Origin of the sequence: Bremerella sp. P1 (assembly GCF_028748185.1) — a bacterium.
In the GTDB taxonomy this organism is placed as follows: Bacteria; Planctomycetota; Planctomycetia; order Pirellulales; family Pirellulaceae; genus Bremerella.
The window spans coordinates 1,796,233-1,816,947 of record NZ_CP118164.1; the positions used below are offsets into that span (position 1 = coordinate 1,796,233).

Consider the following 20,715-nt stretch of genomic DNA (forward strand, 5'->3'; position numbering starts at 1 on the left):
CGGTTGCATGCAATCTCTTCAAATTCCGACCAATATTCTCGCGACTGAGACGAACACTCTGGTGAGTAAACCATAACGGAGAAGGTTCTATGTTCGGCAAGGTAAGTTGGCTCCTCGCTCTGTGCGTCCTATTCACGACATCTAATGTCCACTCCCAAGAGTTGTTTTCTGGGATTACCGGGCCGCTGGATGTCAAAGAGGTACAGAATTCCGGCCCGGTAAACGTTCCCTACATTACTTGGGGCGGTGATGCCGCGACGTTTTATGCCAATGGCGGCTTGGATACCACGCCGGATTCGATCTATGGGAAGAGCGGCCTGAAGCTCAAATTGACGGCCGGCGATGACTTCGTCCAACAGGTAAAAGATTACATGGGCGGCAAGTCGCCCTATCTGCGTGGCACTTTCCGAATGCTGGGTCAAGCCAGCGAAGTGATTGGCAGCGACCCACGCACCAAGCCGGTCATCATCATGCAGCTCTCCTGGAGTGCTGGTGACCATATTGTCTCTCGCAAAGAACTGAAGACGCTCAACGACCTGAAGCGTGAAGGAAAGAAGGTCAAAATCGCTTGCCAGCAAGGCGGCCCGCATGTCGGTCTGCTGTACGACGCCCTTGCTGCCGCTCAACTAACCAATGAAGACGTTGAGATCGTCTTCGTCAAAGACCTGACGGGGCCTGATGGCGCGGCTGAAAAGTTCCGCACCGATTCCTCCATTGATGCCTGCTGCGTGATCACGCCTGACATGATTGGCCTGACTGGTGGCGTTGATTCAGCAGGAACGGGTGCCGAGGGAACCGTCGAAGGTGCCCACGTGCTGGTCTCGACACAAAACATGACGCGATCGATCGCCGACGTCTATGCCGTGCGTAGCGATTGGTACAAGTCACACCGTGAAGAGGTCGAGAAATTCGTCGCCGGCTACCTGAAAGGGACCGTTGAGGTCAAAAAGATGCGAGACGATTTCGAGAAGACTCAGCGGATGTCTTCCGAATACCGTCAGTTGTTGACCAGTTGCCAGAAGATCTTCGGCGAAGAAGTCTTGCCAACACTCGAGGTGGACGCCCACGGATTACTCTTGGACTGTAACTTCGTCGGTCTGCCTGGCCAGATCGCCTTTTTTAATCAATCAGGCAACCTGAGCGGCTTTCAACCAAAGCTCACGGCAGCGCTCGACCTGGCAACCAAGTGGGGCTATGCCAAGACACGCAAAGGCTTCGATCCTGCCGGTTTCGACTATAAGAAGATCGCCTCGATGGCAGGTGTCGAGTACGTCGAACCACAGCGCATCGTCAAAGGCGAAAGCATCACGGCGTTCCCCGGGGACGACTTAGACAGCGACACGATCGTCAGCTTCACGATTTCATTCGAGCCCAACCAAACCGATTTCTCGGTCGACCGTTACGGCTCGGAGTTTGACCGCGCACTACAAGCGGCCAGTACCTTCGGCGGCGCTGCCGTGGTCATCCGCGGTCATGCGGATCCCACGAAAACTCTCGTGCAGCTTCTTACCGTCGGTATGAAGAAGGGATTGATCGTTCGTACGGGTCAAAAGGGCCAGTATAAGTACTACTTGAAAACGCAAAACGGAAACCAAGAGCTGGATCTGAATCAAACGCCTGCGATGGTCAAGCTGATCGAATCGGGCGCATTTGAAGGTGCCTCTGACAGCCCACTCCAGACGATGCAGGCCGCTTTGAATCTCTCGTTAGCACGAGCTGAGCAGGTCAAGCAATCGATCACGCAATATGCGGAACAGCGAGGAGTGAATGTTAACCTATCGCAGCTCCAACCCCTTGGAGCCGGGATCTCGGACCCGGTGATCTCGAAGCCTTCCAGCATTGCGGAGGCCAAGCAGAATATGCGCGTCGAATTCCGTATTGTGAAGGTGAACCCCGAAGATCTCAGTGAGACAGACTTCGACTTTTAATCGGGCGATGTTCGCAAGGAAATGGGAAGCTTATTGAGGGAGAATCGCCATGTCGCGTCTATTGATGTCTGTGTGCGTGGGCTTAATGCTCACCATCGGTACAAGTACATTGCATGCCAGCAGGCAATTGAATGTTGTCGTGATTCTCGACAACTCAGGCTCGATGAAGGGCATGATGAACAGAAGCGAGTCCAAGATTGACGCGGCCAAGTCGGCGCTAATGCAGGTCCTTGATAAGTCTCCCGCAACTTCCCAAGTAGGGGTCCTGTTACTCAATCCAGGTCCTCAGGGAGATTGGTTGATCCCCCTTGGGCCCATCGATCGGGCCAATCTCCAACGCTCGGTCGCATCGCTCGACGCGGACGGCAACACTCCCCTGGGGGCCAAAATGAAGGTCGCAGCCGATGCTCTGCTGCAGCTGCGCGAGGCCAATCGCTACGGCACCTATAAGATGCTGATCGTTTCTGATGGTGAGGCAAGCGATCCTGATCTGGTCCAGCAGTATCTGCCGTCAATTCAGGCCCGAGGCATTTTGATCGACGTGATCGGTGTCAACATGGCGCAAAAGCATAGCCTGGCAACTCAGACCAGCACCTACCGCAATGCGAATGATCCGAATTCCCTGGCCAAGGCAATTGGCGATGTCGTTCTCGGTGAAAGTTCGGCAAGTCCAGATGATGCCGCCGGTCAAACCGACTTCGAAGTACTCGCTGCCCTGCCCGATCAGGTGGCGATGGCATCTCTGGCTGCGTTGACCGCCGCCAGCAACGATCCGATCGAGAAATCGCAAGATTGGGTTCCTGACGAAAGCTCGACTTCAAGCCACGGCTCATCGGCTCCAGCGAATTCAGGCCACCGCTCGCCGCCACCGCCCAAGGACAAATCGCCTATCTCGATGTTTCAGATCCTCGTATTCATTTTTATTTTTGCCGCGATAGCCCGAGCTGTATTCGCTAATCTAAAATCGAAGCGATAGCAATTACCATAAGACCAAGTCGCTTCCCTATTCCGTCAATAAGCCAGGAGATTCTACGTGTCGAAAGCCAAGCTGCTTGTCGCTAGTCTGGTTTGGCTGTTTCTATTCGCGGCAGCCGTGTTGTGTTGGAAGTTATTCCTTGCACCGGTCGTCGAAGTATCTCAGCAAGAGCAAGAACGCATCGCCGCCGAGAAGGCTCGCCAAGAGCGGGAAGAGATGCTGCGGCGGGGCGGGTCGGATAGCCACTACAAGACCCAGGTGAAGATCGCGTTGGACGGCTTCAGTGGCTACGCCGTCTTTCGGTCGCCTGAGTTCCAAGAGGAACTCCGCCAGAAAGGGATCAAGCTCGACCTGGAGGATGATGGAGCCGATTATCCCAAGCGGCTTGCTGCTCTCAAAGATGGCTCGACCGACATGGCCGTCTTCACGATCGACGCATTGGTTAAAGCGTCGGCCCAGGCGGAGGACTTGCCGGCAACGATTGTGGCAATCGTTGATGAGACCGTAGGAGCGGATGCGATTGTTACTTATCGCGATACATTTCCGAACGTCGATGCTCTGAATACGCCTGAGACCAAGTTCGTTCTCACGCCCGACTCGCCCAGCGAGACTTTGGCCCGGGTCGTACAGTCGCGGTTCGAGCTCGATCAGTTAAGCGAAGACCCGTTTATCCGAGTTAAAGACGCTTCGGCGGTGTTCGAGAGATACAACGCGGCGAAACCCGGCGACAAGTTGGCCTATGTCTTGTGGGAACCGTACGTGACGCAGATGCTCAAGAATGATCGCGTCCACGTCGTGGTCGATAGTTCCCGCTTCCCGTCGGCGATTGTCGATGTCCTGGTGGCCAGTGATGACTTCGTGGCCAAGCATCGCGAGACAGTCGTCGATGTTGTCCGCGCCTACCTAACTGCCAACCACGCGTTCCACTCGACCGATCGTCGCATTCAGCTAGTGATGGAAGATGCCGCGGTGAGCGGCGCGTCCTTGTCAAAAGACGAGGCAACTCGGCTGGTTGAAGGAGTATGGTGGAAGAATACGCAAGAGAATCTCGCCCACATCGGGCTCCGCTCGCAGGCCAAGCTCCCGCATCTCGAAGACATGATCGCCGGTGTCACGCGAGTCCTGGTTGAGTCTGGTTCGATCGAGAAGGACCCGACCGATGGTCACCCCAATTACCTGTACAACGATTCTATTCTGAACGACCTGGTCAACTTTCACCCTGGTGGACAAATAGAGGAGGTTCGTGGCACCGCGATGCCCAAACTGACGGACAACCAGTGGAGTACGCTGGTTCCGGCCGGAACGGCTCGATCTCCGACCCTGGTTTTTGCCCGCGGAACGGTCCAGTTAACCGAGCGCAGCCGTTTGTTGTTGGATGAACTAGTGGGAACGCTCCAGTCGACGCGTTACTATGTAATTGTGCGGGGCAATGCATCGCGACGTGGAAACCTAGAGGCGAACGCACGCTTGGCGGAAGAGCGGGCCAAAGAGGTTGAGCGGTACCTGGTTGAAAAAGGAGTCGATACCGATCGAATACGTGCGATCGGGGTCGAGCCGAGTGGTAGTACGTCCGTTTCCTTTGTCCTTGGCGAACTCCCTTATTGACCGCGGCATGACGCCGTGGACTGGACTCGTTTGGACTCATGGATAGCGTAAAAAAGAAGGTGCTGCTCGATCTGTTCGTCTCGCCCTGGACGATTGTTCCAATCGTTGGCGGAATGAGCGCCTGGTTGCTCTCGTGGGGAATCGACGGAAACACTGCGTTGAACCTGATCGGACTCGTCGGCGTGATGACCGGGCTGGGAATTCAAGCGACTCGACTGATCTTTGGAATCGAAGAACTGACCGCGAAGGCACATGCCTACCTGACTGAGCAGGAGAAAGCAGAGCAAGACAAAAAGCTAACGGACTTGGCCAGGCGACTGGAACAGGACGATGACCCTCGAAGTGAAGAGTGCTTGCTTCGTCTCCGACGGCTGTACGACTCACTGCAGTCTGAAGCACCGAAAGGTCACACGGCGATCATTTTTCGAGCAAAGGTCGAACAACTGTTCCAGGCAGCCGTCAAGCAACTTGAGCGTTCACTGGAACTTTGGGAGAAGGCGCAGCAACTGCCTGGAAGTGCCAGCCGTCCCCTCCTAAAGGAACGCCGCAAAGCGATTGACGAAGTCGTGCTCACGGTGAACCACGTGACGCGGACAGTCGAACAATATCATGCCTTTCAAATGCAGGAAAGTGACCACGAGTTGGCCAAGCTGCGAGAAGAGCTCGATCAAACGATCGAGGCGGCTCGACGGGCAGACGAAGCGATCAACGCCATTGGGAAACCTCAATACAATGAGGTCGACTACGAATAGCTGCCTGCCCCAATAGCTTAAGAGCGAACTCGATCGGCAGCCCGCAATATTAATATTCGACAATTGAAAATCACCAACGTAAACTGCAACGTTTCACATCAAAGCTGAAAGAGGGCTTCTATGTTTAAAGCAGTCGGCAAATACATGAGAGCCGTTTGGTACCTGATGACGTTCCGCGTCGAAAAGGCCAGCGAAGCACTGCGTATGAATCCCGGCGTGGTCTCCGCCAACTACGATCGAATCATCGAAGAAAAGCGGAGCCAGATCAACCAATACAAAGACGCGATCGCTTCGATGATTGCCCAGGAAGAATCGAAGAAGCAGAAGCTCAAGGTTTTGACCGAAGAAGTCGAACGCTTGGAAAAGCTGAAGGCCGGTGCGGCAGCCAAAGCTCGTCAGGTCGCCGAGAGACACAATGGCGACGCTGCGGCAACCCATGCCGATCCAGAGTATCAAAAGTGCCAAACGGCCTTTCGCGATTTCAGCACGACGCTCACTGAGAAGCAGGCCCGCATCAGCGAGTTGGAGTCGGACATCGAACAGCTTCTAGCGAACATCAATCGCCACAAGCTACAGATCGAGACGCAGATGCGCGATCTGGAAAAGCTTGGCGAAGAGAAGCACGAAGCTGTGGCGACGATCCTGTCCGCTCGAGAAGAGCAGCAAATTGCCGATCTCATGACAGGCCTTTCACAAGATCGCACGAGCGAAGAGCTTCGCGAACTGCGCGAGTTGCGGAACAAGGCGTCTGCCAATGCACGTGTCAGTCGCGAACTGGCCGGCCTTGATACCAAGCAGGCCGAGGCAGAGTTCTTGGAGTTCGCCAATGAGAGCCAAGCCAACGATGAGTTTGACGCTTTGATCGGCTTGACGAAAAACTCGCCAGACACCGACAAGGGCTCTCAGGAATCGACAAGAATTCCGGAAGCGTAACGAATACCCGGAAAGAACATACGCCCCACACAACGAAGGAGTTAAGAATGCGTACATTGATGGGCTTTGCATGCATAGCCATGCTTTTTAGTGTCGTAGGTTGTAACACAGGAGGTGGTGGAACGACGAAGACCGATGACGGCGAGTCGGTTCCCGTCTTCAGCCTGGCCTGGAGTGAGTATCCCAGCTGGTCCGTTTTCGGCGTTGCCCATGAGAAGGGTCTGATCAACAAAGAAAAGGGAGAGTTGGGCGAGGTCGAAAAGAAGTGGGGCGTTGATATCGTCCTGATCCAGGCCGACTACGACCCTTGCTTGGCACAATATGGCAGTTCGCAGGTCGATGCTGTGTGCATGACAAACATGGACAGCCTCGCCCCGGCAACCGGACGCGATTCGGTGGCCATTCTGCCTACCTCCACCAGCGTCGGTGCCGATGCTTGTATCGCCGTAGGAATCGATTCGATCGATGACCTGAAGGGAACACCAACCTACGGTCTGGAAAAGTCGGTTTCGCAGTATGCATTTGAGCGCTGCTTAGAGCTGGAGGGCAAAGATCCCTCGCAGTTCGAGTTCAAGAACATGGACCCAGGCTCGGCCGCCCAGGCCATGCAGTCGGGCGATGAGAACTTGAAGTCGATCATGGTTTGGAACCCGTTCGTGATGCAGACCCTGCGTGATCGCGAGGGCTCCAAGCGGCTATTTGACTCGCGTAAGATCCCGGAAGAGATCATCGACATGGTCGTCGTCGCCAAGAGTTCGCTTGAGAAAGAAGGGGGCGACAAGTTTGCCCATGCCGTCATCGACGCGTTCTACCAGGTCAATGGCATGCTCGAGGATAAATCGACACGCAATGACACGCTGACCGCACTTGGCGAGAAGTTTTCGAACCTGGGTGTCGAAGACATGGAGATCGTTGTCCAGGAAACCAAGATGTACAAGAACGCCGACGAAGGGATCGCCTTGTTTGAAAAGGAAGAATTTCAAACCAAGACCATGCCCACGGTCGTCGACTTCTGTGTTTCACACGACATCATCAGTGAGAAACCGTCAGTGGCTTTCGGTGATGCGACCGCTCAGCTGAACTTCGACCCTTCCTACATGAAGCAAGTTCAGTCGGGTAAATAGTCCGGCATCCACCGATACGACTGTTATTTGCGAAGGCACGAGGGTAAACTTCGTGCCTTCGCTTGTTTTGCTTTCGACTCCTCATCCACCCCTATGAGACCGCAGGATGATTCGCCGCCCAATCAGTCAGAAAACGCGTATCGTTTTGGGGATTGTCAGTTTCATTGTTCTGCTTATCGGTTACGCGTGGATCTCGCATCGAGCACATGTCGAGAACCCACGTAACAAGACGCTACCGAACTTTAGCCAGTTCCAGGAAGGATGGAAGCGAATTGCCACCGGCGAAGGAGGCGTCGACTTGTGGGCAGACGTCAAGGCATCGGCCATGCGCCTGGCGATCGGAGTGGGCTTAGGGATCCTGCTCGCGTTTATCATCGGGCTGGCGATGGGATGTTTCCCAATTGTGGAAGCAAGTCTGATGCCCCCAATCGCGTTTCTGGCGAAGATACCTCCAACGGCGATGCTTGCCGTGTACTTTGTATTCTTCGGGGTCACCGGTATCCAAATCTTTGTGGCCTTGATCGCCTTCGGTATCTTTCCAACACTCGCCCAATCAATTGCTCAGGCCGCTCAAAAAGATGTGGACGAGCATACGCTCTACAAAACGTATACCCTCGGTGCATCCCACTTCGAGGTCGTGTGGGAAGTCGTCCTCCGCCAGATTCTTCCACGAATCATTGAAAACGCCCGCCTGCAGATCGGTCCGGCGATGGTCTTTCTCGTTGCCGCCGAATTCGCTCTGGCAGACCAGGGTTTCGGTTATACGCTCCGCATGCAATCACGTCTGCAGAACATGAATATCGTTTACACCTACCTGGCCCTGCTCGGTATCGCAGGACTTGTTTTCGACCAACTCTTGATTCTTCTGCGTCGATTCACTTGCCCATGGTTTGGTGACTAATTCTCGGAAGAAACCTCAATTCGCATCACCCAGACTGGCTAAGGCCTTGCAGGACAACAACTTGCAAGGCCTTTCTTGTGGCCAAGTCTGCCGTAGCTTCTCGGCTCAGGGCAGAGCCTCCGGACCTCTCGGGCGGATCTGTTTCGGGGTGACTCGCTCTTCCCATAGCACTATACTGAAAGCCACGCCAAATTCCCGCCTGCGATTCTCTCGCAATTTCCTCCACCCCTCCCTTCCCAGGCAATCTCAGGTGAACATGATGTCTCGTGGAATCGCCGCTGCATTATTGATTGCGTTCGCTGCAAACTGCTACGCCCAAGATGAGGTCCATTTCGAGACCGACGTCCGCGGTATTTTCAAGCAGCATTGTTTTCACTGCCACGGTGAGGAAGAGACCGTCGAAGGTGGTCTCGATCTCCGCTTGGTACGGTGGATGGTCGAGGGAGGCGATTCCGGCTCGGCGATTGTCGCTGGTAAGCCGGAAGAGAGTTTGCTCTACCAACGCCTCGAAGCGCACGAGATGCCGCCAGACGCCAGCAAGCAGCTCTCGGCGGAGGAACTTGAGAAAGTAAAACGTTGGATCGGCGGCGGTGCCAAGACTGCCCGCGCAGAACCGGAGACGCTCGGAGATAAATATCTGATCACCGACGAAGAGCGGGCTCACTGGGCGTATCAGCCAATTAAGCGGCCGGAAGTTCCGCAGGTGAAGCATGCTGCGGCCGTCGCGAATCCGATCGATGCTTTTCTGTTGGCGAAGTTGGAAGAACATGGCCATCAGTTCAATAAGCCCGCCACTCCGGATCGGCTGGTCCGCCGACTGTCGCTCGACCTGTTGGGGCTCCCGCCAGAGCCGCAGTGGTCTGCGGAGTTGCAGGCAAGCGAAGATCCAGCGCAATGGAACAAACTGGTCGACAAACTGCTCGCCTCGCCGCACTACGGAGAACGCTGGGGACGACATTGGTTGGATGTCGCCGGCTACGCCGACAGCGAAGGGTATAGCGACGTCGACGCCGAACGTCCGCATGCCTGGCGTTACCGTGATTACGTGATTCGGGCGTTCAACACCGGAATGCCGTTCGATCAGTTCATTCGTGAACAATTGGCAGGCGACGAGTTGGTTTCATCCCCGATGAACGACCTCTCTCCCGAAGATGTCGAACTGCTCGCAGCGACCGGCTTTCTGCGGATGGCGCCCGACGGAACCGGTGGCGCGGTGGATGACGCTCAGCAAGCACGAAACGACACAATCGCCGATACGATTCACATCGTCTCCTCTTCGCTGATGTCGATCACGTTGTCGTGCGCCCAGTGCCACGACCATCGCTACGATCCGATTTCGCAGGCCGATTACTATCGCTTCCGCGCGGTCTTTGATCCGGCGTTCGATTGGCAGAAATGGAAAAACCCCAAACAGCGTCTCATCTCGCTCTACACCGACGCCGATCGAAAGACGGCCGCCGAGATTGAAGAAGAGGCGAAAGTCATCGACGCCGCCGTCATCGAAAAACGGAACGAGTTCATCCAGACAACGTTTGAAGAGCAACTGGCAAAACTGCCAGGCGAGATTCACGAATTGGCTCGAACGGGTTTCGCAACAGACGCCAAAGAGCGGACGCCGGAGCAAAAAGAGATCTTCCGCAAGCATCCGAATCTCAACGTCTCCGCTGGTTCGCTCTACTTATACAATCGGAAGGCAGCAGATGAACTGAAGAAGATGCAGAAGGAGGCGACGGACGTTCGCGCGAAGAAGCCGAAACAAGAATACGTGCGAGCACTGACTGAGACGCCAGGACAGATTCCGGCCACCCGACTCTTCTATCGAGGCGACTACGCGCAACCGAAACAAGAGCTGACGCCGGCCGGTTTGACGATCGTCCGTCAGGCGTCGGACCTTCCAGAGATCCCGGTTTCGTCTTCGAATCTGTCGACCTCCGGCAGGCGATTGGCCCTGGCCACCTATCTTACCGATCCCAAGCATCCCTTGACTGCCCGAGCGATTATGAATCGCGTCTGGATGCACCACTTCGGCGTCGGTCTGGTCACCACGCCAACTGACTTCGGCGTGTTAGGCGATCCACCGACGCATCCCGAACTGCTCGATTGGCTGGCAGCCGAGTTCATCGAGAGCGGTTGGGACTTGAAGCACATGCACCGGCTGATCTTAACCACCACTGCATGGCGACAAGCGGTTCGCGACGATGCGGCGCTTCAAGCTGAGGACCCCGACAATCAATGGTACGGGGGCGCCCGACTGCGACGGCTCGACGCCGAGGCGATTCGCGACAGCCTGCTGACGATCTCCGGCGAGTTGAACACGAAACAATTCGGCCCACCGGTTCCGGTCATGCCGGACGCCGTGGGCCGCATCGTGGTTGGCGAAGAGAACACCAACGCGGGGCGACCCGGTGCGGCAGTGGATATGAAGGGGGAAGATCTGCGGCGGAGCGTTTACATTCAGGTTAGGCGGAGTCGCCCCTTGAGCATGATGGAGACGTTCGATCAGCCGGCCATGAGTCCAAATTGCGATCAACGTCGACCTTCGACCAGCGCCACGCAGTCATTGATGATGCTCAACAGCGTTGAACTGATCGACCGTTCGCGGAAATCGGCGACCAAACTGTTGCAAGCGTTTCCCGACGATCCCGCCAAACGGATCGAGTCCGCCTGGCGACTGATCTATTGCCGTGCGATCCAAGAGCAAGAGTTGACCGACGCTCAGGCGTTCGTTCAGTCGGTCGCGGAAGATTTAAAGACGCAGACGGCCTATCAGGCTAAGGGAGACAAGCCGCCGGATCGTTCCGCCGATGAGGAGGCGCTTGCCGTGTTGTGCCAGGTACTGCTTAGCTCCAACGAGTTTTTGTACGTCCAGTAACAGGAAGAAAAAACATGACCTCACCCCACGATCTTGCCGCCGGCAGTCGCCGCCATTTTATGGCGACTAGCGCGATGAGTCTTGGCTCGTTGGCGTTTTCTTGGATGCAGCAGCAGGAAGCCTGGGCCGCCGAACAGGTAAAGCCGCCGCTTGGGCCTCAGGTCTTTGACACAACGCCCAAGGTTCCGGCAAAGCGGCCGCGTGCCAAGGCGATGATCTCGCTCTGGATGCAGGGAGGACCCAGCCATCACGACTTGTTCGATCCCAAGCCGGAAATGAAAAAGTACGACGGGCAAGAATTCCCGGGCGAACTGAAGCAAGACAACAAAGCCCAGGCCAGTTCCAAGGTGTTCGCATCTCCCTGGAAGTTTTCTCCCAGCGGACGGTGTGGGATGGAGCTTTCGGAGCTATTGCCCCACCTGCAAACGGTGGCGGACGACATCTGCCTGATTCGCTCGATGAAAACGGGCGTGAACAATCACGGCCAATCGATTCGAGCGTTGCAGGGCGGTCGTATCACCGGGGGGCGACCGACACTAGGAAGCTGGATGACCTACGGCCTGGGATCAGAAGCCGACAATCTGCCGGCGTTCGTTGCGTTGATCGATCCTGGACAACTGCCGGTGCTGGGAGTGGAAAACTGGTCGAACGGCTGGTTACCGTCGATCTATCAGGGAACAGTCATTCGGCCGACCGAACCGCGGATTCTAGACCTTACGCCGCCGGCTCACCTGAAGGGACTTGCGCAGCAGAAATCGCTGGAGTACCTGGAGCAGTTGAACTCACGCCACGTCCAGCAGTTTGCGGATGTCTCTGACCTTCAAGCACGGATGGCCAGCTATCAGTTGGCCGCCAAGATGCAGTTGGCGGCGACCGAGGCACTTGACCTGTCGCAAGAGACCGAAGCAACCAAAAAGATGTACGGGATCGATCAAAAGGAGACGGCCGACTACGGTAGCCGCTGCTTGATCGCGCGACGCTTGATTGAACGAGGCGTTCGCTTCGTCCAGGTCTACACCGCGAATCAGTTATGGGATAGCCACGGTCGTATCACAACGTTGTTGCCCAATGCCTGCAAGAAGGTCGACCAGCCGTCAGCTGCCTTGGTCGCCGACTTGAAGCAACGGGGCTTGCTGGACGAGACGGTCGTTCACTGGGGGGGCGAAATGGGACGATTGCCGGTCGTTCAGAATGACGCAGGCCCCGATAAGATTGGCCGCGACCACAATACCTACGGGTTCAGCATGTGGGTTGCCGGTGGCGGTTTCCGCGGAGGCTACGTCCACGGTAAGACGGACGAGTGGGGACATCACGCGATCGAAGGCGTCGTCAATCACTTCGACTATCACGCCACACTGCTCCATCTGTTCGGCCTGGAGCATGACAAACTTACCTTCCGCCGGAGCGAACGGGACCAGACACTGACCGACGGGCAACCGGCGAAAATCGTACACGAGTTACTCAACGCGTAGTTAAAACGGCGCCGCTTGCCTGGGCGCTACTTAGCGAGCGGCGGCTGACTGACGAGCGCACGTTGCGTCTCGATGACGCGAATGGCCTGATCTTTGTCCATAGTCAAGTAGCGATCGCGGCCGTTGGCCTGAGGCTGAAATCTCGTGAAACCGTCATCATCCACCGAAACCAGTCCCGGCTCGGAAAGCCCAAAGTAGCGATCTTCTGGTCGCACGGCGTAGAGCACACTGGTCAAATCCCAGGTTGGCCGGTCATGATTGGGGCCACTGTGCAGGAGATAGGCTTCCCGCACAATGTGGTGTGGCACGTAGCCGAAGTCCCGGGCCACGCTTTCTCGCGGATAGGGCGCGGCAATTCCGATCAGAAAATCGCTCCATACCACGGGGGAGTCGTGCGGCCACATCTCGGCAAAACGCTGCATCGAGCCGATCCCATTTTTGACGTTCGCTTCCAGGTAATGGGCATTGCCGTTGACCGGCGAGAAAGCGCCTGCCATGACCGAGGTCAATCGTACCTTCCGGCGAATGAGTTCTTTGCCCGTCAGATCGCTGATCTCATCCGCCGGAGATTCGACCAGGTCGGCCAGGTTGGCGGCCAGCCCCACTTGGATCAGCACCATCGACTTGTCTTCCGCCGCGGCAAGGGCCTTTCGCAATATGGTCACGGCATCCGGTGCATCATCACTGGAGAGTAAATCGTGCGGGTAACGAAACTCACCCTCATCTTTCGTTTTCACGAGTGACAGATATTTGCTTTCCCGCTTCTGAGCGTCGCGAGTAACGCCGATAGGAATCTGCCCGCGGCCATAAAACGTGTTCACCGCGTCGACAAACGGGGCCGTAAGCGGATTCACCTTGGAGATGGTCACGGCCTTAAGATCGCACTCGCTGCGATCGGCCAACGTATGCAGCATGGCCAAGGCCAACACATCATCGACGTCACCGGAGATGTCGGTGTCGAAGATAACGGGAACCGGATCAGTCGCTCGGGCTTGTCCCATTCCGACTGTCAGAGAGCACATCAAAACGGCAACGACGAGGTAAGTGCGATTCATCTTTTCTTTTCCAGTCGGTTGAAGTGAATTGTGGGGCTCGGCGTACGTGAGACACCCCACCCCCAACGAGTCGTCGGTTAAATTGAAGCGTCGGAGCGATCGTCATTGATCCTGCTACCCGCCAATGCCTGCTACCCAGCCTGCGATCGCAATGATCCCGAAGCAGACCGCGACGCAAATAATAAAGCCCGTAAGGTCGACTTTAGACGGCCAGTAAAACTCCAAGTCACTGCCGGGAAAAATCTTGTGACGTTCGATTGCAGAGGGGTCTTCCATTGCCGCCTCCAGATTCGATTGGTCTCGTTGATGATCCGGATCGACCGGTGTATTCATTTTAGCGTAGTGTCGATCGAGCGCATCCTTGGTGTTCCGCCTGGTAAACAGGCTGAAGAGAATCATGACCAGCATGGGGGCGGCCATCTTCGGCAGTAGACCTAACGTGTCGATGGCCGCATTGCTCTTAGACCGCAGGTCAACGCCGAGCAGTTGAAAGAGCAGCAGGTCGAGTTTGAAATTGCCTGAGGCACGCAGTGTGATGTCCTCTGGGTAACGCATCACCTTCTGCGTCGAATTCTCGTCCAGGCGTTGCTCTTTCACCACGGTTAACTCAATACCTTCGACTGGATTGCCATTCTCATCGATCGGGGAGACACCACCGCTCCAAAAAATCGGTTGTCCTCCTGTTCGCGTTACTTCAGTCAGTTGATCGCCGACGGCCAGGGCCTTAGGACCTGTTGCTTCAAGCAGAGCGATCTGCTGCTCTAGTTGGGCGATCCCTCCCGCATCACTATCTTCCTTGGCGGTCGCCAACAGTTGTTGTGCTTGCTCCTGTTGGTCACGCCACAATTCGATATCCAAATTGCGGCGAGCGACATCGGATGGCGCCGCTGCCCGAGTGGTTGTTGTCTCCACGAAGTCATTGGTGATCGTATAAGGGGCCGCCGTACGTACTCCTGGTACAAATGGCAACAAATTGGGGGCAATAAAGAATACGATGGCACAGTACGCCACGGTGACACAGGCGGCCGAAGCGGTCGCCCTCCGCCAATACATGCCGATCCAGAACGGAGCGGCAAACGACACCGCAAGCACCCAGGTCAATTGCAATTGCTCGAACACGTCCATCATCAGCAGCGAGATCAGCACGGCACCGGCGACAATGACACTACCGGTAAGTCGACCTACCCGAACACATTCTTTTTCCGATGCGTTCTCGTTGATGTAGGCGGCATACACGTTTCGCACGACGAGACCGGAACCGACAATCATGTAAGCGTCGACACTGCTCATCAATGCCGCCAACAGGCAGGCGACCATCAATCCAGTTAAGCCAGGGGAAAGCAGTTCCCGCGAAGCGATTCCCCAGGTCTTGTCGGGATCGCCCGCCAATTCGGGGTGCCCCGCAAAGAGCGCCAACGCAATCAGGGCGGTAAGCATCCATCCCACTGTGCAAAAGCGTTTGAGGAAATTTCCCACGACAAGACCCACGCGGGCATCCCACTCGCTCTTGGCCGATCCGCCGCCCGTCGCGATAAAGTGCGGTTGAACGACGATGCCCATCAAGTTGATCAGCACGATGGCCACAACGCGATACCAGGGAAACTCGCTCATCGAAGACGACCCGACCAAGTCGAAGTGTTCTTGGGGCAGTTGCTCGTGCAGAATACGAAAACCAGCCATCATGCCATCGCGACTGGGATCGCCGAACTGCTCGACCAACGCATTCAGGCCAAAAGGTATCAACATGATCGAAAGCAGAATAATGCAGATACCTTGAATCAGATCGGTGTAATAGGCTGCCCGCAGGCCGCCCAAAACTCCGTAGGCCAGCACGACGACACCAATGATCGGGACCAGGAAGTACTCGATGGGGATCTCAGTTTCGCCAATCGCAATGGCGTTAATATTCGCCAGTGGCGCTGCCACTTTGCCGATGGCCGAAAACAACATCGACCCATAAACCATGAAGAACAGAAGTCCAAACAGACAATAGGCTGCTCCCAGGGCTTTGGATTCATACCGCTCAACGAACCAATCACCCAGCGTCAAGTGCCGCATTCGCCGGTACCATACGCTTGTGATCCAATAGAAGGGAGTCACAAACAGCCAGTACATCACGCTCCACATCCCACTCAGACCTGAGGTGAACGTGGTGCGGCCCGTATTGACCGGGTCACTGGAACCTGTGCCAGCACCAAAGGCAGCAAAAGTCTGCAGGATCTTGCCAAAGCCCCGCCCCCCCATGAAGTAGTCTTCTTGCCCCTTGATGCTTCTCGAGGAGATGATGCCAATCACGATCATCACCGCGAAGTACCCCACCAACACCGCATAGTCAGGCCACGTCATGCTACGATTTCCTCTAATTCGTTGTTGGTTTACCTGGTGAATCAGGTAGGAGGCGTATTGGGTAGGTTTTGAAACAGATTCTGGAATTCGTGTAGGTCAGGCGGACCAATCTGGTTCCCTGCGAATTCATCAACACGGACGAGATGCCCCCACGATATCGCACAGGGGATGCCACAAACAAGTAGAAGAATTCAGGCAAGGCGAACGGTGCCACCGAGCAGACATCCTATCGCTGGCAGAAAGAGTACGGTGGGTTTGGCCATGGGGTCGGCCTGGGACCGCATCTATGGTTTGGCAAACTTCCCCATTAACAGGATCGCGTCTGTTCGATCATCGATCACGAAAAACAGAAATGGATGATCTGCACGGAAGACCGCGTCCGCTTCGCGTACACTTTTGGAGATAAAAGCAGTCGTAACCGCCGCGACCTCGGTGCCTGACTCGTTGAGGTCGATCACCGCCTGATGACGGATGTCTTGGAGGTACAAGTTCGACTTCCCAGCGACTGGGGTAAAATCGGCCTCGGGACTGAAAGCTGTCCGAACGCCAAGTCGGTTGAGCGTTTGCTTCAGCGAACTACCTTCTGTTATCTGAAAACGAGGCAGAAATAGCTCGACGCTCATTTCCTTCGCGTCCGACCGCAAACGGCTTAAATCGGCCGCACTCAACTTCCGCTCTTCGGACTGTGGTACGTCCACGTCCTTGGGAAGTACGACGACAAAGGTGACCCGCTCACCTTGATAGGGGAGTTCCACGAGTTGGCACTGCGAATTCTCGGCATAGCGGATCCTCGCGATTTGGTGCATCAGAGACACCTTCGGTGCCGATTCTTCTTTGCCCTTCGTCTTTCCAAACGCCGCTTCGCGCGTGAGTTGTGGCAGAAATGGATGCGTCCAGCTATCTCGAAAATAGAGCGAGCTAGTCACGAGCAGCATCGTATCGGGCGAAATCGGAATGGCGTCGTCGAACTTGATCTGACTGCCTGTTTGCTGCTGCATCCATTGTCTGACTTCGCGTCGGGCTTGTTCCGGCTCACTACGGAAATCGAGGAGAAAGAGTTCTGCTCGATATTTCTCGCGTAGGATCTGTAACATTGCCGGTTGGTAGTCGTATCCGGTTGCACCCCAAAGCTGTGCCGCATAGCGAAGGGTGAAGTCTCCTTGATCCGAATCAAGCTCACCCAACAACTGCGACCAGGCAGCCGCCAACTCCGCACGCCGGCCGTTAAAGCGTGTGGCGGCGGACAATTCTGCGGCGGTTTGCCCCCGCGCTCCCGTCTCGAGCATCGATAGGCACGCGGAAACGCTAAGGGGCGAGTAAACAAGGTTATCCTCGTCCTTCTCCAGTTCGAGAGCGTAGAGCAAATCAAACCCGACTTGATTGACCGCAATTGCCAGCGGTGATTCTTTCTGTGTCGAAATCTCTTCCCCCAGTCCAGGCCACGCAGTCAACAAAACCAGGGCCCAAGAGATGCCGCTGAGCTGCAAGAGGTTTCCGAACATGTTTGACTCCTTGGTCAGCGGCGAACGCTGATGTCACGGATCCGAACCTTGACCGTCCGCGACGTACGGTCGGCGGGATTATTCAGGTAGAACTTGTGGACGTCAGGTTGAAGCGCCGCCTGGCCCGACCAGAAGGTCTGCATGAAGTCGTTGGTATTTCTGATCTGGGTCACCAGTGGATTTCCCCAACCGGTTTCAATGCGATAAAGAACCTCTCCAACCTGAAAACCTGCCCACTCCGCCTGAGAATCCTTAAAGACTTCGTCGATACGAACGCCTTGGCCGTTGGTATTGCTCACACGGATACCTAGCCGCCACGGTACTTTGGGGATCGGGGTCGCGATTGGTTCGCCCAGACTGGCGACTTTGACGGTCTGCGTCTTCTGATTGGGAAATAGAACTCGAAAGTCCTTGCTCGCGTCGTATTGCATTTTGAAGGCTTCCTTCGTGCGGAGTGCTACCTGCCCCACGACTTCTCGCCAAGTGATCGGAGTTCCGCGGAACGCCATGTTGGGCTGATTGATCACATCGATCAACGCCGAAGTGAAGATGCTGCCACTCTCATTCAACGCGACGGCTTCTTCCCCTGGAGCTGCCGCATGAAGGTCGACAATGCCTCGGTGGCGAAAGAAGAGATACCGACATGCGTCGTGATCGATCCCTTGGGCCATCGACATCGCAGCCAAAGCGCGCGGCTCGATCACGTTGCTACAGGCATCGGTGATCAGGACGGTCAGGCGGGCATTTTTCGCTTTCAGCCGTTCCAGCAAGTCGTTCCGCAGCAACAATTCTCCGTTCGACATTCGCAGGACTTGGCCGCGTTCCTTCATGAATGCCCCATGCCCAGTGAAGTAACACAAAACCGTATCGTCATTCTGCACCTCCATGGCATCCACCTTGGCCAACAGGTTTTCCTTGGTCACAGCGCTCCCTTTGAGCACTTCGACCGGCCCGCGACGTACGCCTGGAATTTCGGCGGTGATCATTTCGTAGAACTTTCGCCTGTCAATGTCGACCAATGGTCCCACGGTCGTATCGGCCGTATCGGCAACGATCAAAGCGTGAAGACGTCGTGCATCGTTCCCATCGAGTCCATATGCCGAAGACAGGCCGGACAGCACCAAGATTGCTGCCGTCAGCATCGTATATCGTTTCCAAAACATGATGATTCTCCATGGGTCCAAGTTGGGGTCGAGTCGCATTCGCTTGTGAGCATGGTGCCTCCGACCGAAGTCTCGTCGGAGGCACACGTTGTTTTTCGGCCGTTTCGTCTAAAGGTACGACTACGGCCTCATCATCACGTCACCGGTAAAGCTGCTAAGGTCGCCAGAGATCGTCCACTTCCGGCCTAGCGCCCCCTTTGCTCCAAAGAACTCACCAAGATCTTTGTTTTGTTCCGCTAGTTCAGCCTGGGTGAACTGCACCGAACTCGTATTCACGATCGCGTCAGCTGGCAGGGCGCCTTTGCGAACTTGGGTAAGACCACCTGGAGTGAAGACGATCGCCTCAACCGTGGTCGCTCCTGTTCCGCCTGCTCGGCTGATGTAGAGCGGGTAATACACGTAGTCGGAAACGAAACGGTATTGGATTGCCTGTTTGACATCGAGTTCGGTCCGATTAAGAACGAGATCGAAGGCAAAATGGCGGAAGCCCAGCTTCTGATACCGGTCGATCAATTCCCGAATATGCCCCGTGATAAGTGGTTGGGCATCCTCGCCGAACTTCTTGTTCACGTAGGCTTCCACTTCGGTGACAAACTGATCGGTACTGTCGGCTTCGATGACAAAGATGTTGTGGGCGCCGATCTTCGCTTCCGCGATGACAGGCTTCTTGGCCGATCCAACCAACTTCTTGGCCAGAAGAGCACTACAATTGGCAAACAATTCGCGATCCCCTTCCTTGATCTCGATCGGCTTCCCGGGCAGAGGCAACACGCTGAGCGCTGCCCCTTCTCCTTTGAATGCTTGCTGTTCGGTAGAAAGCGTGAGGATCTCCTCTTCACCGTTCCAAGCGATCACGGCAAATTGTCGTGGTTCCTTGAACGTGCGGATGCCTTTTCCGACTGCCTTGGCGGCAGCGATACTATTCCATTCTGGATCGTCACCTCGATAGGCCGGGATTCCGCCGCCTGCAGCAACGGTCTGGCTTTGTGACTGCGTTTGGGTTTGATTGACGACCAGCGGTGGTGGTACGGGTCGACGAATGACAACCGTCGGAGGTGGATAGTAAGTCGTCGCACGCACGCTTACGCCAACATGCACGTGGACTCGGGTCGTAACAAGGATTTGCCCACAATCCGCAAAGACGGAAGAGGTGCAAAACAGTAGCGTCCCCAGGACAACTGGTAGTGAAATCGTTTTGACGTTCATGGCTCTAACTTTCAAAGAGGGGTGAGTATTGTTCGTCGTTGGTTTGCTTATCTCGGTGGAGCGCGCGAAATGCCGACTCGCTCAGCAAAAATGCCTCCATGTTGTCGCAAGTGATTGTGCGAGGAGCCAAATGTCCCAAAGAAATAGACGCAGTACATCGAAAGCACGGCTGCGAAAAAACACCAGACGGATGTGTAGGAGTAGTTGTAGAACCAGCCAGAGATGATCGCGCTAAACAAGCCAATCGCGACTGGCACGATCATCTCTCGCCATCGTGACATCAGCAGAAGCGGGATCACGGTGCAGACCATATAGATGGTTGTCATAAACCATTGAGACGGCCCTGAAGCCAGAAAACTATCCGGGTAACGGTTGCGCAGCGAATGCTCGATCACCTCGACACGGATCTTGCTTGGATCGTTCAATACAGGAAACCAAGCGAGGTACAGCCAGAGTGACCCAACCGTCGTCCATGCCGTCAAGATCCAGCGTCGTATTCCTGGAGGTTCCGCCCAGGCCGCCGATAGCGGAAACCAAATCGGCCATATGGCCAAAGCGAACAAGAGGTAGATCGTCGCTCCCCAGGCCTTCAGAACGGGAGCATCATATCGCAGACCCAGCCAAACGAGCCCTTCGACCGCCTGCTGAATGGAGAAGCCGAAGGGAATCAGTGCGAAGCCCAGATAGGCAGGCTCTTCACGAAGAGCTTTCCGCACACAGTACACGCCCGCCGGTAACAATAGACCAGCAACCGCAAAACTCGATTCGGCAGAGAAACACATGATATTCTCCGTGTCTCTATGGGGACCAATCTATCGGTCGTCCCACAACACAAGCCGAAGCCAGATATCTGTTAAATATCGGCCTTCACTTATGCTTG

15 protein-coding genes are annotated in these 20,715 nt (G+C 55.5%); 9 read left to right on the forward strand and 6 right to left on the reverse strand.

Annotated elements, in window-relative coordinates:
• Window positions 1-89 precede the first annotated feature (89 nt).
• The 9 genes from PSR63_RS07435 to PSR63_RS07475 all read left to right on the forward strand — a co-directional run bounded on the left by PSR63_RS07435 (window position 90) and on the right by PSR63_RS07475 (window position 12,563).
• Window positions 90-1,928 (forward strand): hypothetical protein, encoded by a 1,839-nt coding sequence (locus tag PSR63_RS07435; protein ID WP_274332062.1) that lies wholly within the window; start codon window positions 90-92, stop codon window positions 1,926-1,928.
• Between the two features lie 49 nt (window positions 1,929-1,977).
• Window positions 1,978-2,904, forward strand: coding sequence for a vWA domain-containing protein (locus tag PSR63_RS07440; RefSeq protein WP_274332064.1), 927 nt, complete (start codon window positions 1,978-1,980; stop codon window positions 2,902-2,904).
• A 57-nt stretch (window positions 2,905-2,961) separates the two neighbouring features.
• Window positions 2,962-4,509, forward strand: coding sequence for a phosphate ABC transporter substrate-binding/OmpA family protein (locus PSR63_RS07445; RefSeq protein WP_274332066.1), 1,548 nt, complete (start codon window positions 2,962-2,964; stop codon window positions 4,507-4,509).
• Window positions 4,510-4,547: 38 nt separating this feature from the next.
• Complete coding sequence (locus PSR63_RS07450; protein WP_274332068.1) at window positions 4,548-5,261, forward strand: hypothetical protein; 714 nt, start codon at window positions 4,548-4,550, stop codon at window positions 5,259-5,261.
• Window positions 5,262-5,381: 120 nt separating this feature from the next.
• Complete coding sequence (locus PSR63_RS07455; RefSeq protein ID WP_274332069.1) at window positions 5,382-6,194, forward strand: PspA/IM30 family protein; 813 nt, start codon at window positions 5,382-5,384, stop codon at window positions 6,192-6,194.
• A gap of 47 nt (window positions 6,195-6,241) precedes the next feature.
• Window positions 6,242-7,318 carry a hypothetical protein gene (locus PSR63_RS07460; RefSeq protein ID WP_274332070.1) on the forward strand — a complete coding sequence of 359 codons (1,077 nt, stop codon included), beginning with the start codon at window positions 6,242-6,244 and terminating at the stop codon, window positions 7,316-7,318.
• A 106-nt stretch (window positions 7,319-7,424) separates the two neighbouring features.
• Window positions 7,425-8,219: an ABC transporter permease gene (locus PSR63_RS07465; protein WP_274332071.1), complete on the forward strand. Its 795-nt coding sequence runs from the start codon at window positions 7,425-7,427 to the stop codon at window positions 8,217-8,219.
• 256 nt (window positions 8,220-8,475) lie between these two features.
• Window positions 8,476-11,091 carry a PSD1 and planctomycete cytochrome C domain-containing protein gene (locus PSR63_RS07470; RefSeq protein ID WP_274332072.1) on the forward strand — a complete coding sequence of 872 codons (2,616 nt, stop codon included), beginning with the start codon at window positions 8,476-8,478 and terminating at the stop codon, window positions 11,089-11,091.
• 14 nt (window positions 11,092-11,105) lie between these two features.
• Window positions 11,106-12,563 carry a DUF1501 domain-containing protein gene (locus tag PSR63_RS07475; protein WP_274332074.1) on the forward strand — a complete coding sequence of 486 codons (1,458 nt, stop codon included), beginning with the start codon at window positions 11,106-11,108 and terminating at the stop codon, window positions 12,561-12,563.
• 26 nt (window positions 12,564-12,589) lie between these two features.
• On the opposite strand, the gene PSR63_RS07480 is transcribed toward PSR63_RS07475, so the two are convergent.
• The 6 genes from PSR63_RS07480 to PSR63_RS07505 form a co-directional block, all read right to left on the reverse strand.
• Window positions 12,590-13,585 carry a nucleoside hydrolase gene (locus PSR63_RS07480; protein ID WP_443111114.1) on the reverse strand — a complete coding sequence of 332 codons (996 nt, stop codon included), beginning with the start codon at window positions 13,583-13,585 and terminating at the stop codon, window positions 12,590-12,592.
• Window positions 13,586-13,732: 147 nt separating this feature from the next.
• Window positions 13,733-15,964: a sodium:solute symporter family protein gene (locus PSR63_RS07485; protein ID WP_274332076.1), complete on the reverse strand. Its 2,232-nt coding sequence runs from the start codon at window positions 15,962-15,964 to the stop codon at window positions 13,733-13,735.
• 284 nt (window positions 15,965-16,248) lie between these two features.
• The gene (locus tag PSR63_RS07490; protein ID WP_274332078.1) at window positions 16,249-17,466 is read right to left on the reverse strand and encodes a serpin family protein; all 1,218 of its coding nucleotides are present in this window, start codon (window positions 17,464-17,466) and stop codon (window positions 16,249-16,251) included.
• 14 nt (window positions 17,467-17,480) lie between these two features.
• On the reverse strand, window positions 17,481-18,629 hold the full coding sequence (locus PSR63_RS07495; RefSeq protein WP_274332080.1) for a caspase family protein: 1,149 nt from the start codon (window positions 18,627-18,629) through the stop codon (window positions 17,481-17,483).
• 120 nt (window positions 18,630-18,749) lie between these two features.
• Window positions 18,750-19,835 carry a hypothetical protein gene (locus PSR63_RS07500; RefSeq protein WP_274332081.1) on the reverse strand — a complete coding sequence of 362 codons (1,086 nt, stop codon included), beginning with the start codon at window positions 19,833-19,835 and terminating at the stop codon, window positions 18,750-18,752.
• A gap of 47 nt (window positions 19,836-19,882) precedes the next feature.
• Entirely contained in the window at window positions 19,883-20,617 is a 735-nt protein-coding gene (locus PSR63_RS07505) for a DUF6629 family protein (RefSeq protein WP_274332082.1), read from the reverse strand.
• Between the last annotated feature and the right edge of the window lie 98 nt (window positions 20,618-20,715).